The organism is Bhargavaea sp. CC-171006, from assembly GCF_009761675.1.
GTDB lineage: Bacteria > Bacillota > Bacilli > Bacillales_A > Planococcaceae > Bhargavaea > Bhargavaea changchunensis.
Genome location: NZ_QUZH01000007.1, coordinates 15044 through 30988, shown reverse-complemented (window position 1 = coordinate 30988; position 15945 = coordinate 15044). Strand labels below are relative to the sequence as shown.

Genomic DNA, 15945 nt, shown 5'->3' with positions numbered 1-15945 from the left:
GGGAAAATGGCTTGAAAACGATGAAGCGTGCATTGCTTTTGGCACTCGCGTTCGTCCTTTCATTCAGCACCGCGGCCTTTGCGGCTGTCCCGTCGGCCGGCAATGTACCGTCTTCGGGCAAGCTGGCGCTGGAAAAGTCTGCGCCAAAGCTGTCTGAGCGGCTGGCAGATCCGGAAAAACCGGAGGCAGAGGTGCGGGTCATCGTCGAGCTGACTGAAAAGCCGGCGATCGAGGAAGCGACGAACAGAGGAATCCTTTACAAGGACCTCTCCAAATTCCAGAAAGAAAGCACTCAAGAGAAACTGAAAAGTGCTCAGCAAAATGTGCTGAAAAACGCAAAGGCTAAAGCACCGAGCATGAAAGTGAAGAACCAGTTCACCACGGTCTTCAATGGATTCTCGGCCAATGTGAAAGCGAAAGAAGTGAAGGCGCTTTCTTCTCTGAACGGGGTCAAAGCTGTTTATGAAGCGGCTGAATATGAACGCCCTGCGGAAAAGCCTGAAATGATTTCTTCGAAGGATCTCGTACAGGCCCAGCGTTTCTGGGAAGAGTACGGATTCAAGGGTGAAGGCATGATCGTTGGCGTCATCGACACCGGCATGGATCCGAAGCACCGGGATATGGTTCTTACCGATCCGTCCACGGGTGAGCTGACGAAAGCGGAAGTCCAGAAGGAACTGGCAGCGGGCACCCTTCAGGGCGGGAAATACTACACGCCTAAAGTTCCGTTCGGCTACAACTATATGGATGAAAACGACATCATCGGCGACATCGCGCCGGACGCTTCCATGCACGGCATGCACGTGGCCGGCACGGTAGGGGCCAATGGTGACGAAGAAAACGGCGGAGTGAAAGGCGTCGCACCTGAAGCCCAGATCCTCGCGCTGAAAGTGTTCGGGAACGATCCGCTTTATCCGTCCACTTACGGGGATGTCTACGTCAAGGCGATGGATGATGCCATCCAGCTTGGCGCTGACGTCCTGAACCTGAGCCTCGGCTCTACAGCAGGTTACGTCGATGAGACAAGCCCGGAACAGCAGGCGGTCTCCCGCGCTGTCGAGAACGGGATCCTTGTCGCCATCTCGGCTGGGAACTCTGCTCTCTTCGGTGATGGTTACTTCTATAACTATGTGGAAAACCAGGACTACGGCGTAACAGGGTCTCCGAGTGTCTCGAAGGATTCCCTAGGGGTTGCATCGTTCGAAAACGACATGGTCCGTTCGATGAGCTTCGGCTATAAGATCGGCGGCGGTGAAGAGCAGCGGAGCGGCTATATGCTCGCGAACGACGTGGATCCGCTGGCCCAGGAACAAAAAACATTTGAAATTGTGGATGCCGGCTTCGGCCATCCGGAAGACTTTGAAGGCAAAGACTTTACGGGTAAGTATGCCCTCATCTCCCGCGGTGACATTGCATTCACAGAAAAAGGCCTCAACGCGCAGGCAGCCGGTGCTGCAGGCGTTATCATCTACAACAACACGGCTGGCACAATCAACATGGCATCCGACCCTGCGATCCGGATTCCATACATGTCGATCCTCCAATCTGATGGCCTGGCAATGTCTGAAGCGGCAAAGGCAGGCGAGACTGTCACAGTCACATTCGACGGTGAATATGTTGATACGCCAAATGCCAACGCAGGACAGATGAGCGACTTCACGTCCTGGGGTCCGACTCCGAACCTGGACTTCAAGCCGGAAATCACTGCTCCAGGCGGCAACATCTTCTCGACACTCGAGAATGACCAGTACGGCATCATGAGCGGTACGTCGATGGCGGCACCCCACGTGGCGGGCGGGGCAGCACTCCTGTTCGAGCGTGTTGATGAAGAGTTCGGCCTGACGGGACGCGAGCGTTCCGAATTCGCCAAGAAACTTCTCATGAACACGGCCAATCCGGTCGTCTTCGATGAAGGAAACGGCGATTATGTTTCTCCTCGCCGTCAGGGTGCAGGCCTGATGCAACTGGCCAATGCACTCCATACGGATGTTGTCGTCACTGACTCGGCAACAGACGAAGCGAAAGTGGCGCTGAAGGAAATCAAGAACAATACAATCACCCTGTCGCTGACTGCAGAAAACTTCTCCGATGAAGAGAAGACGTACAATGTCTCCACTGCAGTCCAGGCGGACCAGCCGGTTAATGCGGGTGGAACACTGGTAACAGCTTCTAACCTTATGGGCTCCATGGTTCTCACAGAAGATGTGGCAATCGATGCACCTGAAACCGTCACGGTTCCGGCCGGCGGCACAGCCACCATTGATGTCACAGTCGACCTTTCCAATGCAGATAGCCTGAAGTCAATCTTTACGAACGGCTACTTCGTGGACGGATTTGTCTTCCTTGAAGACCCGAATGAAGAAATCTCAGGCAATGTCCCTCTTTCCGTTCCGTTCTTCGGATTCAACGGCGGCTGGGATGACGCTCCGATCTTTGATTACTTTGCATGGGACGAGCGTACGTACTGGGGCTACACTGCCCTTGCGGATGAGCAAGGTGAGTTTGTCGACGGCGGAGGAAACTTCGAAACAGACCGCTTCGGCTTCTCTCCGAACGGTGACGGACTCCGTGACCAGGTAACCCCGGTCTACTCGCTGTTCCGGAACGCCAAGCAGATGGAAGTGAATGTCCTTGATGCGGACGGCAAGAAAGTGCGGACAATCCGTACTGCTTCAGATCTTCGTAAGCACTACATCGCTTCTGCGACTGCACTGCCGTACACGTACAGCATGAACTACGCTTGGGACGGCAAGATCAATGGCCAGCCTGCTGAAGATGGCCAGTACTTTATCGAACTCAAGGCGGTCATCGACTTTGAAGACGCCGAATGGCAGTCGATCAAGTTCCCTGTGAAGGTGGACACTATAGCACCTGAAGCCGAATTCTCCTACAATCCTGAAACGGATGTCGTCACTGCCGGCAACTTCACGGATGAAGGAACAGGCGCAGATGTCTGGGAAGTCATCCTGAACGGCGAGACAGTCGAGACGCTTCCGGTCAGCGAAACCACATTCGAGATTGCAGCGGATGAGGATGATGAGCTGAAAGCGCGTGTCTATGACGCAGCCAAAAACGTTTCTGAGTATGACATTTCAATGAAACCGGCAGAACAGAACCGGCCGGTGATTTATATCGATGAGCCGACCAACTTCTCTGTATACGGTACAAATGAAGTCACGGTCAGCGGTCATGTGGAAGATGAATCCGCAATCGCTTCTGTTACGGTCAATGGGGAAGCTGTTTCGGAATTCGATGGCAGCAATTTCTCCCACACAATCACGCTGGAAGACGGATTCCAGACAGTGAAAGTTGGCGCGACGGACGAACACGGCAACGAGATGTCCATCGCCCGCAGATTCTTTGTTGATGCGACAGCGGCACAGCTCTCCATCAAGTCGAAGCTTCCTAAAAAGACCGAAGAAGAATCTGTCACTGTTCAGGTACAAGTGAAAGACAACTTCGATGACATCCGACTCTATGTAAATGATAGCGAAGTGTTCGCCAATGACCTGAGCGAACCTTACGGCAGCAAGAACTTCGACCAGACAGTCGAAGTGGATGTTCCGCTCGTTGAAGGCAAGTTCGACTACACATTCAAAGTGGTTGATCTTGGCGGACACGAAACGACTGAGACCGTCACAATCGAGCGTACACCGGTAAAGGGCGAAACACCTGGACCGGGCAAGCCGGGTAAACCTGAGAAACCGGGTAAACCTGAGAAACCGGGTAAACCAAAGAAACCGGGTAAACCTGAGAAACCAGGTAAGCCAGATCAGGCAAGATAACCGGGAGCAAATTCTATAAAGAAATACAGAAACGGGCAATCCCAAGAATAATGGGATTGCCCGCTTTTGTTTTGTGGGATCTTGCGACTCAAAGAGTACGGCGTGAGAGTCAAGCCGCTGCACTCGGGTGCTTTGCCGATCCGGTCTGTTTTAGTGTTTCTTTTATCGGGTACTTTTAAAGTACGACCCGACAGGAGGGAAACGACATGAACCGAGAATTTGAGCAGAAAAAAAACAAGCAACCACTGGAAGACGCCCACTATGCGGGACTGCCGGAAGAAGCCGGCCCGTTCATGGAAACCGGACGGACCGATCCGCCGTCACCGGAGCTGGATGGGGATCTGGCGAGTGCAACGATGCCATCCGATGCTCTGCTGGAAGATAATCTGCACCCGTCGGAACAGCGAGGTTTCTATAATGCGGAAGACCGCGAAGAAGCGGTCAGGGAAGGACGGCTTAAAGAAGACGGCCATGTGGGAGAGGCGCAAACGAAAGATGGTGTCGCTGTTACCGGCGGGGACCGGGATGTGTATAATACATTCCGTGATCCGGATAACGGGGACAGCGATGTTATCGGGGTAGAGGACGGCAGCGTGAATTCCCCGGGAGTTGACCGTGAACCTGATGAAGGATCCGTCAGCGTTGGTCCGGACGCCAGGGAGTTTAAAGAAGAACAGTTGAACCGGAGCGGAAGCAATGCTGCCGCGGAAGGCAGGATTCCCTCTGAACTTGTGGATGAAAATTACTATGACGGTGGAGTGCCTGCCCCTGGTGCGGACCCGAATCTTGGCCCTGCACCGTTCGGTGAGGAAGTGGAACCGGTCATTGATAATTACGAGTCCAATATTACGCGGGACCGGATTGATGATCGCCACCGTGAACGTTTCCTGTAAATAGGATAAATGGATGGCGGCTGCTGTGCGAGGCAGCCGGCATCTTTTCGCATGGACAAAAAGCGGCCGCGTGCCAGTAAATAAATACATAGTGGAAGGGGAACGTAAATATGTTCCAGGAAACACTTGAATGGATCGTCGGAAAGGGGAATGACCTTCTGTGGTCATTTGTCCTGATTTACGTACTCCTTGGCGTGGGGGTGTGGTTCTCAATCAGAACCAGGTTTGTGCAGGTGCGGCTGTTTGGGGAAATGTTCAGGCTAATTACAGAGAAAAAAGATGACAAAGACGGAATTTCTCCGTTTCAGGCATTTGCCATCAGTGCCGCTTCACGAGTCGGGACAGGGAACGTGACAGGCGTTGCCCTGGCAATCGGAATCGGTGGACCCGGAGCGGTGTTCTGGATGTGGGTGGTCGCACTGGTCGGCATGGCGACGGCATTTATTGAAAGTACGTTGGCGCAGGTATACAAAGTACGGGACGGGGATACATTCCGCGGAGGACCGGCTTATTATATGCAAAAGGCTCTTGGCAACCGTTCTTTGGGCATCGTGTTTGCCATCCTCCTCACTCTGTCTTTCGGATTCATTTTTAATGCGGTACAGGCAAACACCATCAAGGAGTCATTCAGCAGTGTGTTTGCCATTCCTGACTGGGCGGTTGGCCTGATACTGATCGGACTCACTGCAGTGGTCATCTTTGGCGGGGTCAAAAGGATTGCGAGTGTGACACAGTTTCTGGTTCCAATCATGGCAGTGATTTATTTGCTCGTCGTGCTTGTCGTACTGGTCATCCATTTCCGGGAAGTTCCTGCGATGTTCTCACTTATCCTTTCAGAAGCATTTGGTCTGCGGGAAGCAGCTGGAGGCGCAGTCGGAGCAGCCATCATGCAGGGCGTCCGCCGCGGATTGTTCTCCAATGAGGCCGGGATGGGCAGTGTTCCGAATGCTGCTGCCACCGCCAGCGTCTCACACCCCGCCAAACAGGGACTCGTTCAGAGCCTTGGTGTCTTTTTCGATACAATCGTCATTTGTTCGGCGACTGCTTTCATGATCATTCTTGCAGGTGTCTATGGCACAACCGAACAGGAGGGGATTGTCCTGACACAGGCGTCCCTGGACGTGCTGGTCGGTTCCTGGGCCCCTTATTTTATTGCGGTTGCGATTTTCTTCTTCGCCTTCAGCTCGATTCTCGGGAACTATTATTACGGCGAATCGAATATTGAATTCATCAATGCAAACAGGGGCTGGCTGACAGCGTATCGCATCGGTGTCCTTGCCATGGTCATGTTCGGCTCACTGACACAAGTCCAGCTGATCTGGAACATGGCGGACCTGTTCATGGGAATGATGGCAATCATCAACCTGGCCGCAATCCTCCTGCTGGGGAAAGTGGCATATAAGGTGCTTGAAGACTTCACTGTGCAGAGGAGTCGGGGGCTGAACCCTGACTTCCATGCGTCGGCTATTCCGGGCCTCAATGGCGCTGAATGCTGGGAAGACAGAGAACAAGGCTAAATATGCAGCAGAAGCTTCCGGTTTACGTTGAGGGGACACAATAGTAAAATAAGTAGGCACTGTTGACAGCAGGAGGGAAACTCATCAATGGAATATAGCATCATCAGAAATCTCATCGTCGAAATCCCGCAAGTGCCGGGAAATTTCGCAAAAGTCGTTTCTGTGATCGGTTCTGAACAGGCCGATCTTGGAGACATTGAAACGCTGAAAATCGGAACACATTCAACAATCCGGGACATTTCGGTCCAATTTGAAGACGAAACACACATCGATCGTGTCGTTGAGAAAATCAACCAGCTTGGCGGGGGTATCACAATCCATGCCGTATCGGACGATGTACTGAAGGCACATGAAGGCGGAAAGATCCATATGGGCAGCCGCAGGGAAATCCGCTCTCTCGGAGACCTTCGCCGTGTCTATACACCCGGTGTGGCAAACGTCTGCAAAGCGATCGAGAAAGATCCCGAGAAGGCGAACTACTTTACCAGCATCGGCAACAGCGTCGCCATCGTAACAGACGGCACAGCCATCTTGGGTCTCGGTGACATCGGGCCAGTCGCAGGCATGCCGGTCATGGAAGGGAAAGCTGTACTGTTCGATCAGTTTGTCGGCATCAGTGGCGTTCCGATCCTGCTGGATACAAGTGATCCGGATGAGGTGGTCGAGACGATCAAGCATATCCATAAAGGATACGGCGGGATTCTCCTCGAAGACATCGGTTCGCCGCACTGCTTTGAAATCGAGGACCGTCTAAAGGCGGAGCTTGATATCCCGGTGATGCATGACGATCAGCACGGCACGGCTGTTGTCACCCTTGCGGCTATCCTGTCCGCCTGCCGGACAGCAGGAGTCGACCTCGCAAAGGCGAAGGTCGGCCAAATCGGACTCGGCGCAGCAGGCCTTGCCATCTGCCGGATGCTTATGGCATATGGTGTGGAAGAAATGTATGGCAGCGACCTGAGCGACGATGCCAAGGACCGCCTTGAAAAAAGTGGAGGGACAGTTGTTTCTTCCATCGACGAAATCATGGAGAAAAGCGATATCGTCGTCGCGACTACGGGTGTGCAAGGTCTGATCAAGAAAGAGCAGGTCAGGGAAGGCCAAATCATCCTGGCGCTGTCCAATCCTCATCCGGAAATCAAACCGGATGACGCGCTCGAGGCAGGAGCTGCATTTGCGGCGGATGGCCGGCTTGTCAATAACGTGCTCGGCTTCCCGGGCATTTTCAGGGGAGCTCTGAATGCCCGTGCGAAAGACATCACATACCCGATGCTGATTGCCGCAGCACAGGCGATAGTGGAAAGCACGCGCGATGGAGACCTTGTTCCGCATCCTCTTGATCCGAACGTGCATGTGGCGGTGACAGAAGCAGTGGAACGGGCAGCAAACACCGGGCTGGTTCAGTGACGGTTCATACGACCATAATAAAAGGACGTGAATAGATGGCAAACAACATTCGGTATGTGAAGGTGGCGGACAAAAAAGAGGGCGCGGAAGTCGTTCTCGAGCGGATGCGCAAGGAATTGGCAGGTGGCCTGGAAGTGCTTGGCCTTGCGACAGGCAGCACGATGGAACCGATCTATGCGGCATGGGCAAGCTCGGACCTTGACTTCTCAGGCGTCACATCGTTCAACCTGGACGAATACGTCGGTCTGGAAGCGGATAATCCGAACAGCTATGCCTGGTTCATGGACCATCATCTGTTCAGCAAAAAGCCCTTCAAAGAGACAAACATTCCTGATGGAACCGCAGATAACCTCAAAGAGGAATGTGAGGAGTATGAGGCACGTCTCCGTGACGCCGGACTCGACCTGCAGTTCCTCGGTGTCGGTGAAAATGGCCACATTGCATTTAATGAACCGGGAACGCCTTTCACTTCGATCACGCATGTGACACAACTTACCGATTCAACGTTAGGCGTCAACAGCCAGTATTTCGAAGACAGGTCCACGATTCCTGAAACCGCCCTGACGATGGGAATCGCCTCGATCCTTTCTTCGAAGAAAATTATCCTGGTCGCTTTCGGAGAGAAAAAAAGACATGCATTGAACCAACTCGCGAAAGGTGAGGAGACTACCGAGTTTCCGGTCACGGCACTCCTAAGACATCCAGATGTCACCATCATCACCGACCTCGATGGCATTCAGCCATAATAAAAAGGATCCCGCAAAGCAGAGCCTGCTGCGGGATCCTTTTTTGTTTTTCTTAGAGTCTTGGCTGACCCGGACCTTCCAGGTCATCAAAGAAATCATCAAGCGGCTCCTGTTCGTCATAGCGTGTCAGGCGCTCCTCTTCGCTCAGAAGGTTCCCTTCACTTCCGTCATAGCGGCCTGTCGGATCACCATAGACCGCCTCAGTTCCATAGTCGGCGCGGCTGCCTTCGGTTACTTCTTCAACGGCAGCTTCTCCCCCTACGGCACCCAGTTCCGTAAAGTCGGAAACAGGCTGCTGCTCAGAGTAGCGGGAGGTCTGATCCTGGGTGTATTCCTGGTCACCTGTTGACTGGCTGCTTAAATCCGGAACGGCATCAAGCTGCACGCCATTCTGATATTGGTTGCGTGTCTGGTATTCAAATTCGCCGGCTGCATGTTTCCGATCCTGGCTGCTCCACTCGTTGCTTCCGCTGTCCTTGCTGGAGGTGCTTTCGCCCATCCGTGCTTCGTTTCGGTCTTTCACGTCACCAAAAATCTCCTTTGTTTTGCCGGCCAGTTCTTCAAGGGAGTTTTTGGCCTTGTTGATGAATTCTTGATTGTCCTGTCCCATTGAATTTGCCTCCTTGACGCTTTAGTTATATTGATTATTTCCCCTGTATCGCACAATTGAAACTGAAAAGAAACTTTTTACGTCCTTAATCGTCTATTTACACTGGGTTAACATTTGAGAGATTGTGGTATAATAAACGAAACGTTTAAAGCGATTCGCGGGAGGCAGGTAAAATGATAATAGCAATACTTGTAACGCTGATCGCGGTATTGCTTTATACTCCAGTTGTAAAACGGGCAGCCGTTTTACTGGGAGCTATTGATAAGCCGAATTATAGAAGAATTAATACTCGGAATATCCCCAGGATGGGAGGCCTTGCGATTGTAGCGGCTTTCATGACTGGATTGATTGTGGCAAAACCGGATAACGAGGATCTTTTGCCTATACTGATCGGTGCACTCATTATTACAGTGGCGGGTGTACTGGATGACATACTTGATATCACTGCGAAAGCCAAGCTGTTCTTTCAACTGATAGCAGCTGGCGTTGTCGTGGTATACGGCGGACTACATATCGAATTCATTAACTTGCCATTCGGGGGCCAGTTGGATTTTGGATATTTAAGTGTTCCGCTTACAATAATCTGGATTATCGGAATTACAAACGCGATTAATCTGATTGATGGGCTCGATGGTTTGGCCGCCGGAGTTTCAATGATAGCTTCATGTACACTGGCAGTCATGGCGGTGATCATGCAAGACTCATTCGTTGTCGTGATGGCCGTTCTCCTAGCTGTATCTTGTGCCGGTTTTTTGTTTTATAATTTCTATCCTGCCAAGATATTTATGGGTGACTCCGGCTCACTGTTTTTGGGATATATGATTTCTGTTTTGGCATTGCTTGGCTTCAAAAACGTCACGATCATATCGTTGGTCATTCCGATACTTATTCTGGGCATCCCTATTTTGGACACACTTTTTGCCATTGTCCGCAGGGTTAAGAATAAGCAGCCGATTTCAGCGCCGGATATGCTTCATCTTCATCATTGCCTGATCAATACCGGATTCTCACACCGTCAATCCGTACTTTTGATTTATGTGGGTTCAATCATGCTTGGAGGTGCAGCCATTTTATTTTCCCAAGCAACCGTATGGGGTGCTCTTGTTATAACGGTTATTATCCTTTTGGCAATGGAACTGATTGTTGAGTTTTTAGGTTTGGCCGGCAGAAATTATCGCCCGATTCTGGGGTTAGTCAGACAAAGAAAATGAATATTCGATGTGCAACCTATATAGAAATAAAACTCCGGCAATTTGCCGGAGTTTTTTTAATGTCTCAAGGAGAAAATCTTGCAGCTCATCAGGTTACCGATTTATTAGTAATACCTTAAAAGAGTGGGCCGGATTACTGCTTTGTAAGTTTGATATGAACTTGGAAGCTTCGGAAGTCCATTTAAAATTGCCAGAAAAAACGAGCCGGGACATTTTTCATTGTCCGCAGCTCGTCTGTTTAATGATGGGAATTAGCGATTTTCTTCTTGATGCAACTCTGACTTGTCATCGTCTTGCTGAATGCCGAGGGTTGTATCTAATTCCAGATGGCTCCTTAAATCGGCAGAAAGGTTCTGAAGATTTTCTTGATTTATTCTCCAATAATATACTCCAGTGGAACTATCATCAGTGCCTTCGAGTGTATAGGTTTCAATGAGAGGCGAACCGTTGTTCAAATAGGCAATCATCGCCTTCATATCATTGAATGTTAAATCCGTCGTCATGTTGTTTCCGAGGGCATCGATGACCTCTCCGTATTTGCCGACCGATGTAACCGAACCGGCTTTTTCAATCATCGCTTTAAGGATTACTTGCTGGCGCTTGCCTCTTTCAATATCGTTGTCCGCCTTTCGGGTCCTTGCCAAAGCCAAAGCATGGCGTCCATCAAGATTTTGCAGCCCAGGTTTAAGGTGAATGGTTTTCTTGTCATTTTCATCTAATTCAATGCGCTCATAAGGAACGTCTACTGTAATGCCGCCTAGAGCGTCCACTACATCAATGAATGCGTTGAAGTTCATTTTGACAAAGTAATCGACCGGCACATCAAGTAATTCCTCTACAGTTTCAATCGAGGCTTCTACTCCTCCAAAGGCATGAGCGTGTGTGATTTTATCCTGGTAACCGACTTCAGGAATGTACACAAGTGAGTCTCTTGGAATACTCAAAAGTTTAATGCTCTTGTCATCATTATTCAGAGTAGCCAGCATCAATGCATCTGATCGGCTATTCTTACCACCATTTCGAGTTTCACTATCATCCACGCCAATGAACAATATGGAGACATTGTCTTTATATGGTTCAATCTGTTCATCCCGAAGAGATGAGCCTTCACGGGCATGATATGCATTATCTGCGGCATTTTGAGCTTTTTTATACAGGTAAAGAGTGTAGACGCCGGCAAAAAGCAAAACAGTTACAAGAAGCACACCGAATATCTTGTACGTAATCTTTCTTTTTGAGGCATACCTTCTTTTTCTGTATTCTTTTCTTTTCATTAATTTTTCCTCCGGGAAAGTCAAATTCTATGGCCCCGTGTAAATACCTGAAAACAACTCTGGTAAAATTGCCAATGTCTTTTATTATACTACCTTCATATTCCTACGTAAAATTCAAAATCAATTTATACGTCAAACTCCAGAAATTCCTTTCGCTCCAGGTCGACAACTGCCTGGCCGTTTGTCAGATTGGCGATCCAGTCGCGAAATTTGTCTTCCTCTGCGGCCGGCACATAGACAAAAACCGAGACGGCTTCTGCGTAATCCAGGCGGTCCAGGGGATAGGCCGACAAATGAAGTTCATTTTCGACTTTTCCGAGCCATGTGTAGTCAATTGTCACTTTCATGAGGTGATGAAGCCGTCGTTCGACAATTCCCGTTTGGCTCAGCACGTCCGAGACAGAGCTGCCATATGCGCGGATCAGCCCGCCGCCACCCAATTTGATGCCGCCAAAATAGCGTGTAACAACGACGACGGTATCCTTCAGATTCTGCTTTTTCAGCACTTCTAGCATCGGAACACCGGCGGTTCCGCTCGGTTCTCCGTCGTCATTCGCTTTCTGTATCTGATCGTGCTCGCCGATCAGATAGGCCGAGCAGTTATGGGTGGCCGAATGGTGGGCCTGCTTGATTTCAGCGATGAAGGACATCGCATCTTCTTCTGATTCGGCACGGGCGACGTGGCCGATGAATCTGGACTTTTTAATGATCAGCTCGCTTTCACCGTTACCTTTCACTGTGCGGTAGTCGTCTCTCATGTCGTCAGCCTCCCTGCTGTAATGTAATTTTAATATATTTCAACCGCTGTAATGCTATAATAAACACAGTCTAAACTCAAATGCCGGAAATTACCGGTTCCGGATGATGAGGGGATTGAAGAAATGCCTGTAGATAAAGTAGACATACATGCACTTGACGCCATTTTCAGTTCAATGGTCCGGTCGCTGGACCAGTCTAAAAGCGATATTTTCATTATTAATGAAGAAAGCCGCCGTCAGCTTGAAGAGCTGAGGGAGGATCTTAAGCGCACCAATGAGGAAATTTCCCGGGCAATAATGGAAGGGGAAAAGCTGTCTTCAGCCTCCCTTAAGTCACGGGAAAAACTCCAGCATGTTTCTGTCCATTTCGCTGATTATACGAAGGACGAAGTGCGCGAGGCTTATGATTCAGCGCACGAAGTTCAGTTGGAATTCATGCTGAACAGCACGAAAGTCCGCCAGCTGAATGACCTGAAGATTCATCTCGAAAACCGCATCCGGACATATGAGGATTCGATGGATAGGGCGGATCATCTGGCAGGCCATGTGAACATCGTGACCAAGTACCTCACTTCGGAACTGAAGGATGTCGGGCCGGCACTGGAGTCGGCCAAGATGCGAAAGCATTTCAGCATGAAAGTGCTGGAGGCTCAGGAAGAGGAACGAAAGCGGCTTTCCCGTGAGATCCATGACGGTCCCGCCCAGATGATGGCAAACCTGGTGATGCAGCTGGGGCTTGTCGAGCGAGTGTTTAATGACAAGGGCATGGATGCCGGGCTGGATCAGCTTGGGTTCACGAAAGAACTTGCCAGGAACACACTGTCTGAAATCCGAAGGATCATCTATGATCTCAGGCCGATGGTACTCGATGATTTCGGGCTTGTGCCCGCACTCAGCAAGTATGTGGAAAAGATGCAGGATTACCATCCGTATATCCGTTTCACATTCGAATCAAAAGGCATCATGGCCCGGATTCCGCAGAGCACGGAAGTGGCTGTTTTCCGTTTGGTCCAGGAGGGCGTTACGAATGCCATCAAGCACAGCGGAGCGAAAGTGATCGATATCCGGATAGAGATTTGTGAAAACTGGATCCGGGCTTCGGTCACAGACGACGGACGTGGATTTGACCCGTCAAAGACCGGCGATTCTTCTTTCGGCCTTCAGGGAATGACAGAACGTGTGGCACTTCTGAAAGGCGAATTTGAAATTAGAACAGAGGAAGGGGAAGGGACCGAAGTGATCCTGACCCTTCCGCATGATCAACATGCAACAGATAAAGACGCAGGGGGGAAATCAGGATGACAAACATCATTATCATCGACGATCACCAGCTCTTCCGCGAAGGCGTGAAGCGGATCCTGGATTTTGAGGAAACATTCAATGTAGTGGCGGAAGGCTCTGACGGGGACGAAGTTATCGGATTGTACGAGCAGCACCATCCTGATGTCGTCCTGATGGACATCAACATGCCTGGGAAAAGCGGAATCGAAGCGACCGGCGAGTTGATGGCCTCCCATCCGGAAGCAAAGATCATTATACTCTCAATCCACGACGACGAATCTTACGTGACCCACGCAATGAAGACGGGCGCGCTCGGCTACATGCTGAAGGAAATGGATGCCGACGCCATCGTCCAGGCCATCAAAGTAGTTGCGGCAGGCGGTTCGTACCTTCACCCTAAAGTCACTAAGAATCTGGTGGCAGAATTCCGCCGGCTTAGCGCGAAAGAGCACCTTGGCTCATTCCACCAGGCGGAAATCCGCCGGCCATATCACCTTCTTACAAAGCGGGAATGCGAAGTGCTTCAACTTCTGACGGATGGACAGAGCAACCGGGCTATCGGGGAATCTCTCTATATCTCCGAAAAGACGGTCAAGAACCACGTTTCCAGCATTCTGCAGAAAATGAACGTCAACGACCGGACTCAGGCCGTAGTTACCGCCATCAAAAATGGCTGGGTGGAAGTTCGCTGATAAGATCAAACAACAGCCCGGACTTATCCGGGTTTTTTTGTTGCACTGAAATGGAACCACAGTTGCCGAACCTTTTTGTTCACCGTTTCGTCAAGGTATCGGATAGTCAATTAATTGCATCGGAATCGCTTCCTGTGCCAAACTATCCGAGGAGGGAATTACATGAAAAAACTAAAATGGTTTCTGGCCCCTGCTGCGGCTCTGCTGCTTTTGGCGGGCTGTGGTGGGGCGGAAGAAGGAAATAGCAATTCGGCTGATGATGGCAATGCGCCCGCTGGACAGCAGTCGGCCATCGGACATGGTACGGAAGATGGGGCAATTGGTTTCGAGATGACGGATGACGGCTCGATCGAAGAAGCATCCGGTATCCCGGAAAAAGAAAAGGCGGCAATCCTGGAATCGTTTGATCGCTATATCGACACATTCAATAATGGAGACATTGATGGCTATCTGGACGTCCTCGCAACAGGAGAAGACGCATACGATCCGGATCAGGAACGTGCGGCGTTCGAACAGATGGCCGCCCAGTTTGAGAAGGTCGAGCGGACGCCGTCCGATATGACTGTCGTGTCTTATGAAGAATCTGAAGCGCAGCTGTTCGCGAACCTGGAGACGACACTTGTCGAAAAGGAAAGCGGTGAGTCCAAAACTGAAAAAGGCCGGCAAGTCACCGTGTTTACAAAGCAAGATGAAAAATGGAAAGTAAAGGAAGTCTATTACGTCGGCAATGCGCCGGGGCAATGATCTCCTGAAGCCCGGACGGAATTCCGTCCGGGCTTTGATATTGATTCCGTTTTTTAACGGGATTTAGTAGAATGGGGACAACGGAGGTAGATAGAATGAAAACGGCCATTGTGACCGACAGCACCGCTTACCTGCCCGGGCCTGAACGGGACCGGCTGGGCATCCGTATGGTTCCGCTAAGTGTCATCATCGACGGGAATACCTACGAGGAAGAAGTCGACCTCGAAGCGGACAAGTTCTATGATCTTGTAAGGGAAGGGGATCTCCCTAAAACCTCCCAGCCTCCGATCGGAAAATTTGCAGATTGTTTTGAGGATCTGAAGAATGATGGGTTTGAGGCGGTTGTCGTCGTCACTCTCTCAAGCGGCATCAGCGGAACGTTTACATCTGCAAGTCAGGCCGCAGACCTCGTGGACGGTTTGAAAGTCCATGTGTTTGATTCCGAAATCGCATGCATGCCCCAGGGATTTTACGTGTTGAGGGCGGCAGAAATGGCCCGGGATGGAGCTGTGCCAGCGGCGATTTTGGCGGAACTGGAAGAGATGAAGAAATCACTCCGTGCCTATTTCATGGTGGATGATCTGGCCCACCTGCAGCGAGGAGGCCGTCTTTCCGGTGCACAGGCACTGATCGGCGGACTTTTGCAGGTAAAACCGCTGCTGCACTTCAAGGACAAAGTGATTGTCCCGTTTGAGAAAATCCGCACCCGAAAAAAAGCTATGAACCGCATTGCCGAATTGCTCTCACAGGATACCGGCAATGGCCCGCTTGAAGCGGCCATCATCCATGCGAACCGCAATCAAGAGGCGGAAGAATGGCGGACGGAACTGAGCCTGAAATTTCCGGATGTGGATTTTAGGATCAGTTATTTCGGCCCTGTGATCGGAACCCATTTGGGAGAAGGTGCTATGGGACTTGGGTGGGTGAAAAAGTGACCGTATGTGAGGTCGCTTTTTTTACAGGAAGTCAATTCGGAATATTCTGTTCGAACGGGGGAGTGGGGAATAAGTATTCAGGACGAATTGCA

Annotated in this window: 13 protein-coding genes; 10 read left to right on the top strand and 3 right to left on the bottom strand. The window is 50.7% G+C overall.

Annotated features, from left to right (window positions below; translation table 11 throughout):
- Nucleotides 1-20: 20 nt before the first annotated feature.
- The 5 genes from DZC51_RS03545 (at nt 21) to DZC51_RS03525 (ending at nt 8348) form a co-directional block, all read left to right on the top strand.
- Nucleotides 21-3785, top strand: coding sequence for a S8 family serine peptidase (locus tag DZC51_RS03545; protein WP_232524053.1), 3765 nt, complete (start codon nt 21-23; stop codon nt 3783-3785).
- A gap of 206 nt (nt 3786-3991) precedes the next feature.
- On the top strand, nt 3992-4678 hold the full coding sequence (locus DZC51_RS03540; RefSeq protein ID WP_157294000.1) for a hypothetical protein: 687 nt from the start codon (nt 3992-3994) through the stop codon (nt 4676-4678).
- Between the two features lie 110 nt (nt 4679-4788).
- Nucleotides 4789-6195 carry an alanine/glycine:cation symporter family protein gene (locus DZC51_RS03535; protein ID WP_157293999.1) on the top strand — a complete coding sequence of 469 codons (1407 nt, stop codon included), beginning with the start codon at nt 4789-4791 and terminating at the stop codon, nt 6193-6195.
- Between the two features lie 87 nt (nt 6196-6282).
- A complete protein-coding gene (locus DZC51_RS03530) occupies nt 6283-7602 on the top strand; it encodes an NAD-dependent malic enzyme (RefSeq protein ID WP_157293998.1) in 1320 nt (439 codons plus the stop codon).
- A gap of 35 nt (nt 7603-7637) precedes the next feature.
- Nucleotides 7638-8348: a glucosamine-6-phosphate deaminase gene (locus DZC51_RS03525; RefSeq protein ID WP_157293997.1), complete on the top strand. Its 711-nt coding sequence runs from the start codon at nt 7638-7640 to the stop codon at nt 8346-8348.
- A gap of 52 nt (nt 8349-8400) precedes the next feature.
- Here DZC51_RS03525 and DZC51_RS03520 read toward each other — a convergent pair whose 3' ends face one another.
- Nucleotides 8401-8958, bottom strand: a complete 558-nt coding sequence (locus tag DZC51_RS03520) for a hypothetical protein (RefSeq protein WP_157293996.1) — start codon at nt 8956-8958, stop codon at nt 8401-8403.
- A gap of 173 nt (nt 8959-9131) precedes the next feature.
- Between DZC51_RS03520 and DZC51_RS03515 the strand changes: the two genes are divergently transcribed.
- Nucleotides 9132-10169, top strand: a complete 1038-nt coding sequence (locus DZC51_RS03515; protein ID WP_157293995.1) for a glycosyltransferase family 4 protein — start codon at nt 9132-9134, stop codon at nt 10167-10169.
- Between the two features lie 251 nt (nt 10170-10420).
- Here the strand turns inward: DZC51_RS03515 and DZC51_RS03510 are convergent, their stop codons facing one another.
- Together DZC51_RS03510 and DZC51_RS03505 are read right to left on the bottom strand one after the other, a co-directional pair.
- Nucleotides 10421-11443: an LCP family protein gene (locus tag DZC51_RS03510; RefSeq protein WP_157293994.1), complete on the bottom strand. Its 1023-nt coding sequence runs from the start codon at nt 11441-11443 to the stop codon at nt 10421-10423.
- Nucleotides 11444-11568: 125 nt separating this feature from the next.
- Nucleotides 11569-12201 carry a YigZ family protein gene (locus tag DZC51_RS03505; protein WP_157293993.1) on the bottom strand — a complete coding sequence of 211 codons (633 nt, stop codon included), beginning with the start codon at nt 12199-12201 and terminating at the stop codon, nt 11569-11571.
- Between the two features lie 123 nt (nt 12202-12324).
- Here DZC51_RS03505 and DZC51_RS03500 point away from each other — a divergent pair, with 123 nt between their 5' ends.
- The 4 genes from DZC51_RS03500 (at nt 12325) to DZC51_RS03485 (ending at nt 15853) form a co-directional block, all read left to right on the top strand.
- A complete protein-coding gene (locus DZC51_RS03500; RefSeq protein WP_157293992.1) occupies nt 12325-13503 on the top strand; it encodes a sensor histidine kinase in 1179 nt (392 codons plus the stop codon).
- On the top strand, nt 13500-14174 hold the full coding sequence (locus tag DZC51_RS03495; protein ID WP_157293991.1) for a response regulator: 675 nt from the start codon (nt 13500-13502) through the stop codon (nt 14172-14174). The genes DZC51_RS03500 and DZC51_RS03495 overlap by 4 nt, the downstream gene beginning before the upstream one ends.
- A gap of 162 nt (nt 14175-14336) precedes the next feature.
- Nucleotides 14337-14918: a YybH family protein gene (locus DZC51_RS03490; RefSeq protein ID WP_157293990.1), complete on the top strand. Its 582-nt coding sequence runs from the start codon at nt 14337-14339 to the stop codon at nt 14916-14918.
- A 95-nt stretch (nt 14919-15013) separates the two neighbouring features.
- A complete protein-coding gene (locus DZC51_RS03485; RefSeq protein WP_157293989.1) occupies nt 15014-15853 on the top strand; it encodes a DegV family protein in 840 nt (279 codons plus the stop codon).
- The last annotated feature ends 92 nt before the right edge of the window (nt 15854-15945 follow it).

What these genes read in the sequence shown, in the direction of transcription:
- DZC51_RS03500 (WP_157293992.1), top strand. Translation starts at nt 12,325, where the DNA reads ATGCCTGTAGATAAAGTAGACATACATGCACTTGACGCCATTTTCAGT.
- DZC51_RS03485 (WP_157293989.1), top strand. Translation starts at nt 15,014, where the DNA reads ATGAAAACGGCCATTGTGACCGACAGCACCGCTTACCTGCCCGGGCCT.
- DZC51_RS03495 (WP_157293991.1), top strand. Translation starts at nt 13,500, where the DNA reads ATGACAAACATCATTATCATCGACGATCACCAGCTCTTCCGCGAAGGC.
- DZC51_RS03520 (WP_157293996.1), bottom strand. Translation starts at nt 8,958, where the DNA reads ATGGGACAGGACAATCAAGAATTCATCAACAAGGCCAAAAACTCCCTT.
- DZC51_RS03490 (WP_157293990.1), top strand. Translation starts at nt 14,337, where the DNA reads ATGAAAAAACTAAAATGGTTTCTGGCCCCTGCTGCGGCTCTGCTGCTT.
- DZC51_RS03515 (WP_157293995.1), top strand. Translation starts at nt 9,132, where the DNA reads ATGATAATAGCAATACTTGTAACGCTGATCGCGGTATTGCTTTATACT.
- DZC51_RS03505 (WP_157293993.1), bottom strand. Translation starts at nt 12,201, where the DNA reads ATGAGAGACGACTACCGCACAGTGAAAGGTAACGGTGAAAGCGAGCTG.
- DZC51_RS03535 (WP_157293999.1), top strand. Translation starts at nt 4,789, where the DNA reads ATGTTCCAGGAAACACTTGAATGGATCGTCGGAAAGGGGAATGACCTT.
- DZC51_RS03540 (WP_157294000.1), top strand. Translation starts at nt 3,992, where the DNA reads ATGAACCGAGAATTTGAGCAGAAAAAAAACAAGCAACCACTGGAAGAC.
- DZC51_RS03525 (WP_157293997.1), top strand. Translation starts at nt 7,638, where the DNA reads ATGGCAAACAACATTCGGTATGTGAAGGTGGCGGACAAAAAAGAGGGC.
- DZC51_RS03510 (WP_157293994.1), bottom strand. Translation starts at nt 11,443, where the DNA reads ATGAAAAGAAAAGAATACAGAAAAAGAAGGTATGCCTCAAAAAGAAAG.
- DZC51_RS03530 (WP_157293998.1), top strand. Translation starts at nt 6,283, where the DNA reads ATGGAATATAGCATCATCAGAAATCTCATCGTCGAAATCCCGCAAGTG.
- DZC51_RS03545 (WP_232524053.1), top strand. Translation starts at nt 21, where the DNA reads ATGAAGCGTGCATTGCTTTTGGCACTCGCGTTCGTCCTTTCATTCAGC.